Origin of the sequence: Sphingopyxis sp. GW247-27LB (genome assembly GCF_002277025.1) — a bacterium.
GTDB lineage: Bacteria > Pseudomonadota > Alphaproteobacteria > Sphingomonadales > Sphingomonadaceae > Sphingopyxis.
Window position 1 is genome coordinate 1 of the sequence record NZ_NIWD01000017.1, and the last position, 5162, is coordinate 5162.

The 5162-nt window shown below is 61.3% G+C and carries 4 protein-coding genes and 2 pseudogenes; 3 read left to right on the top strand and 3 right to left on the bottom strand.

Annotation, left to right across the window (positions count from 1 at the left end; translation table 11 throughout):
* Positions 1-211: 211 nt before the first annotated feature.
* From CD928_RS21840 to CD928_RS21850, 3 genes and pseudogenes are all read right to left on the bottom strand, one after another.
* Positions 212-646 (bottom strand): annotated as a pseudogene (locus tag CD928_RS21840) (tyrosine-type recombinase/integrase); the annotation flags it as partial.
* A 408-nt stretch (positions 647-1054) separates the two neighbouring features.
* Positions 1055-1885, bottom strand: a complete 831-nt coding sequence (locus tag CD928_RS21845; protein WP_176473669.1) for an aldo/keto reductase — start codon at positions 1883-1885, stop codon at positions 1055-1057.
* A gap of 75 nt (positions 1886-1960) precedes the next feature.
* Positions 1961-2581 (bottom strand): TetR/AcrR family transcriptional regulator, encoded by a 621-nt coding sequence (locus CD928_RS21850; protein ID WP_095389229.1) that lies wholly within the window; start codon positions 2579-2581, stop codon positions 1961-1963.
* A 96-nt stretch (positions 2582-2677) separates the two neighbouring features.
* On the opposite strand from CD928_RS21850, the gene CD928_RS21855 reads away from it, so the two are divergent.
* From CD928_RS21855 to CD928_RS21865, 3 genes and pseudogenes are all read left to right on the top strand, one after another.
* Positions 2678-3667, top strand: coding sequence for a zinc-dependent alcohol dehydrogenase family protein (locus CD928_RS21855; RefSeq protein WP_095389230.1), 990 nt, complete (start codon positions 2678-2680; stop codon positions 3665-3667).
* Between the two features lie 286 nt (positions 3668-3953).
* Complete coding sequence (locus CD928_RS21860; RefSeq protein WP_095389232.1) at positions 3954-4244, top strand: metal/formaldehyde-sensitive transcriptional repressor; 291 nt, start codon at positions 3954-3956, stop codon at positions 4242-4244.
* A 294-nt stretch (positions 4245-4538) separates the two neighbouring features.
* Positions 4539-5015 (top strand): annotated as a pseudogene (locus CD928_RS21865) (alcohol dehydrogenase catalytic domain-containing protein); the annotation flags it as partial.
* Positions 5016-5162: the final 147 nt, after the last annotated feature.

Here is a 5162-nt window from a genome sequence, read left to right on the forward strand (position 1 = left end):
GACACTACAACGAAGAGCGACCGCACAGCGCGATCGGGAATATCCCCCCGATACGGCTGGCAAACTCAGCCGGTGCAACCAGCCCACCAGATGTGAGTAAGGCGGAAAACTCTAGACCCGCGTGGTCCAAGGTTGGGTAGCAGTGCAAAAGCCGCTGGGCTCTAATCCCGGCTGGTGGAAACCAGGGGGTCACGTCATTCGCGTTCCGCGGCACCCACTCGTCGACCAAGCGCGCATATTGACGCGTGCTCATATGGCCTTGATGATTGACGCGTCTTGGGAAGAGATACTCGTTCACGGATCCACCCCGCCGCTCCAGCCAGGCAATCAGAGTGGCCCGAACGTCTGCGGTAATTTCGAATTGGACCGGTCGATTGGTCTTCTGCTGAACAACAGTCGCGCGGTTTCGAATGTCAGCCCCGGCCACGACGTCGCCGATCTTGATCTTAACCAAATCGCAGCCTCGCAGTTTGCTGTCGATTGCGAGATCGAAAAGGGCCTTATCCCTCAACCTCCCCTCGCGGTCGAGGTGGAAGCGGATTGCCCAAATCTGCTTTTGCGTGAGGGGGCGCTTAGTGCCCACGTTCTTTCCGGCGTTCCACGCTGCGCGAGCTCGCACAGCAGGGTCAAATCTTGAGTATCCCATCGTTCGTCTCCTCGGCCGCGATTGGCCGAGTTAGAAACGCTAGAGCTGTGCAACCTTTTTTGGGCCGATTGTTGACCGTCCTCTTGAAACTCGGGCAGCGCGGTGTCGTGCTGACAGCTAGGCCGGCCGAGCTTCGATCCAGAGCGCCCGATGGACAAGAATGACGCCCTTGGCTGCCCTGCCAACTCGGATACGCCTCATAGACGGTAGGAACGGTCAGACGGTTATTCGTGGAGGCTAAAAGCAGATTGGGTCCAGGGGCGCGATAGGCCTGGTTCTCGGACCGCCAGTCGCGCAGCACCTACTCGATAGCGGTTTCGACACTGGTCCGATCGCCGCACCGCTGCGCGCCTACCGCCGATCCGGTTTGCGTCCTGTTCCTTCGAGCGATAATATCGCCATCCGACGCTAAAGCATCTCGAGTGGACGGCGGTCGCGTGGCCTGGGAAATGCCGCGTCGAGTGTCGCAAGCTGAGCGTCGGAAAGAACGATATGGGCGGCCGCGCGGTTCTCCCGAACATATGCGACTGAACTCGCTTTCGGGATGGCGATGAGGCCATCGTGCCGCAACGTCCACGAAAGTGCGACCTGCACAGGGGTTGCGCCAACCTCGGCTGCAATCTTGTCGAGAGCGGGGTGCGTGGAAAGTCGTCCCTGCTCGACCGGACTATACGCCATAACCGGTATTTTATGATCGCTGAGCCACGGCAAAAGGTCTAATTCCGGGCCTCGGCGGACCAGATTGTAGAGAATCTGATCGGTTACGCAGCCACCGCCGCCGGCAGCGACAAGCTCGTCCATATCATCGGTATCGAGATTGCTGACACCCCAGTGCCGGATCTTTCCTGCCGATTTGAGCGCCTCCAAAGCCTCTACTGTTTCGGTGAGCGGCACCGATCCCCGCCAGTGGAGAAGGTAGAGGTCGAGCCGGTCGGTGCCGAGCCGCTTCAGGCTCGCCTCGCACGCACCGGCAAGGCGGGAGCGCGATGCATTCTGTGGATATGCCTTGCTGACGAGGAACAACTGGCCGCGAACGCTGCCCAGCGCCTCGCATATCAGCGATTCCGCCGCGCCATCGCCATACATTTCGGCGGTATCGATGAGCGTCATACCCAGTTCGACACCGGCGCGTAGCGCGGCGATCTCATCGGATCGGCGCTCGGCACGTTCGCCCATCTTCCAGGTGCCTTGACCCATTGAAGAAACCACTTCCCCGCCTGGCAATGTCACGTGTTTCATGTGCTTTCGTCCTATGAGATGAGTTCGACTGTTCGGTGGCGGGAGGCGGATTGGCAGATGACCACCACGTGACGATCATACCGCAGCCGGCCATCGATCGAGTGCCATTTTGGCGATGGAGAGCAGTTCGTTGATCGTAGCGCCGTCGCGCGCCTGAACGGACATGCCTTCCATGACCGTATTGATGAATTTGCCTAGGACGGCCGGATCGGCATCGGCCGCAAGCTCGCCCTGCGCGGCGCCGCGATGCAGACGCTCGATCAGGAGGGCCTCCGCCGCGATACGCTTGTCGCGCAGCAGGCATGCGATGGCGGCGGACGCCGGCGAAACGGCTGCCGCTGCCGAATACATGAAGCAGCCGGCCGGCGTTCCGGGTTCCGAGAACGATGACGCCGCTCGTTCCAGCAGGCCTTTGACGGCATCGTAGGTGGACAACGCCGGATCGTTGATGGGTGCATAGAGGTGGACGCTGAACGTCGCGGCGTAGCGCTCGATCACCGCCGCGAACAGCCCCGCCTTGTTGTCAAACGCTGCGTAAAGACTGGCGGCGGCGACGCCAGTCTCCGCCACCAGATCGGCCATCGATGTCGCCTCGTAGCCGCGCTGCCAGAACAGCCGTACCGCCTTGTCGAGGGCAGCGTCAGTGTCGAACGCGCGAGGGCGACCTGCGCCGCGGCGAGCTTTCGTCTCTGTCATGTCTGGTGCCCGATATGGAATGATCGATAAATAATATCTTGAAACTGGTGGCCCACACCGATACAGAACGATCATTCAATAATCAAGGAGTGTCCCATGAGCCGCATCGTCCGTATCCACGAATATGGCGACGCCAGCGTCCTCAGGATTGAAGATGTGGCAGTGCCCGCGCCCGCAGCCGACGAAGTGCAGATCGCGGTGAAGGCGATAGGCATAAACCGCGCCGAGGTGATGTTCCGCAATCATGCCTACCTTCAGGAAGCCGAGTTCCCGAGTCGCCTTGGCTATGAGGCTGCCGGCACCGTCGTTAAGGTCGGCGCGGACTTGACCGGGTTTGCGGAAGGCGAAGCCGTCAGCGTCATCCCCCCGCTCGATATCGCGCGCTGGGGCACCTATGGCGAGGTCGCCAACGTGCCCGCCCGCCTCGTCGTCAAGCATCCGGCGGCGCTGTCGTTCGAGGAAGCGGCGGCCGTGTGGATGCAGTATGTCACCGCCTGGGGTGCGCTGGTGGAGCAGGCGAAGCTCGGCGAGGGCGATTTCGTCATCGTCACGGCTGCTTCCAGCAGCGTCGGCCTTGCTGCCTTCCAGATTGCGCGGATGGTCGGCGCCACGGTGATCGCGACGACGCGTTCCGGCGCCAAGCGCCAGGCCCTGCTTGATGCCGGTGCACATCATGTCGTCGCGACCGGGGAAGAGGATCTGGTAGCGAAGGTGATGGAGATAACCGATGGTGCAGGTGCGCGCGTGGTGCTCGATCCGGTCGGAGGCCCGTCGTTCGAGCCGCTGACCGCGAGCATGGCGCGCGGCGGCATCCTGCTCGAATATGGCGCGCTCAGCGGCGAGCCGACGCCGTTCCCGTTGTTCTCCGTGCTGGGCAAGAGCCTCACGCTCAAGGGTTATCTCTACAGCGAGATCGTCTCGGACGATGCCGCCCTCGATCGCGCCAAGGCGTTCATCGTGGCGGGACTGGAATCGGGCGCGCTCAAGCCGCGGATCGCTCGCACCTTCCCGCTCGACGCCATCCAGGACGCGCACCGCTTCCTCGAATCGAACGACCAGATCGGCAAGGTCGTCGTCACGGTCTGACCGGCAATTCTGGGGGAGCGAGCGATGGCTCCCCCCTCCCGGACACAGGATCGGACCCTCAGCGCCCATACCGTCGTTGCTTGTGGCGCAGGCTTGAGAGCATGACCGCTCCTCCTCCGCGTGCCAGACCTGTCTCAGGGCAACATGGCGGCTATGCCTGCCCGATCGGGGGCGAATTTTGAAACCGACCAGAGAACCTCGCCCGATTGCAGAAGCGCCAGTCTGTGTGCAGGATTGAAACTCCCCCCCTGTATAGTATGCTGGAGCGATTTCTCGGGAAAGCGCGATGCCACATACATCAGAGGACAAGAAGCGAGCCATCACACGCTTGCGGCGTATCAAGGGCCAGGCGGACGCTCTGGAACGCGCGATCGAAGCCGGGGCCGATTGCGCTCCCCTGCTGCAGCAAATTGTCGCCATGCGTGGTGCGACAAATGGACTGATGGCAGAAGTGATGGAGAGTCACCTTAGGGAAACATTCGGTGTCGGCGAAGATCCGGCCGTCAAAAGCGAGGGTGGCGATCACGATGACGGCGTGGAGGGCGTAATGAAGATTCTGCGCACATATCTTAAGTAACGATTTCAGCGATCTTCTTCTTGCCCGTGCTCTCCCGCAGTCAGAGCAAAAACCTCGTATCCAGCCAACCGGCCCAGAGCGCAGACTTGGGCGGTCCGGACCCCGAGGGAGGTCTGCGAAGCGAAGCCAGCCGCTGGATGCTCCCTTGGTCGAGATCCTCAACGGGACACCTCTTGTATACTGGCAGGGAGTATCATAAATGTACTCCCTGCCAGTATGCGAACGTCTGTAAATCTGCGATCACGCAAGGACCTCGCGCCGGCAATCAAGTTCCATCAACGAGGGTACCCCAACATGAAATCTCGCGCCGCTGTAGCCTTCGAGCCGGGCAAGCCACTCGAAATCGTCGAGATCGATGTCGCCCCACCCCGGAAGGGTGAAGTGCTCATCCGGGTGACGCACACCGGTGTGTGCCACACCGACGCGTACACGCTGGCGGGCAGTGATCCGGAGGGCGTTTTCCCGGTGGTTCTAGGCCACGAGGGCGCGGGCATTGTTGTCGAGGTCGGTGAAGGCGTCACCAGCGTCAGGCCGGGCGATCACGTGATTCCGCTCTACACCGCCGAGTGCGGCAAGTGCGACTTCTGCGTGTCGGGCAAGACCAACCTGTGCGTCGCTGTCCGCGAAACGCAGGGCAAGGGTTTGATGCCCGATGGCACCACCCGCTTCTCGTACAATGGCCAGCCCCTTTATCATTACATGGGCTGTTCAACCTTCAGTGAATATACTGTCGTCGCCGAAGTCTCGCTCGCCAAGATCAATCCCGAGGCTAGGCCGTGTTGACAAAAGGGATTCCCAAATCCTCCTCCTTCTGATTCAAGACTGCTTTTTGAGGATCAGTCATGGGTCGCGGGGATTTGTCGGATGCGGAGTGGGACCTGATTGGGCCGCTGCTGCCGCCTGAACGTGGTCGCTGGG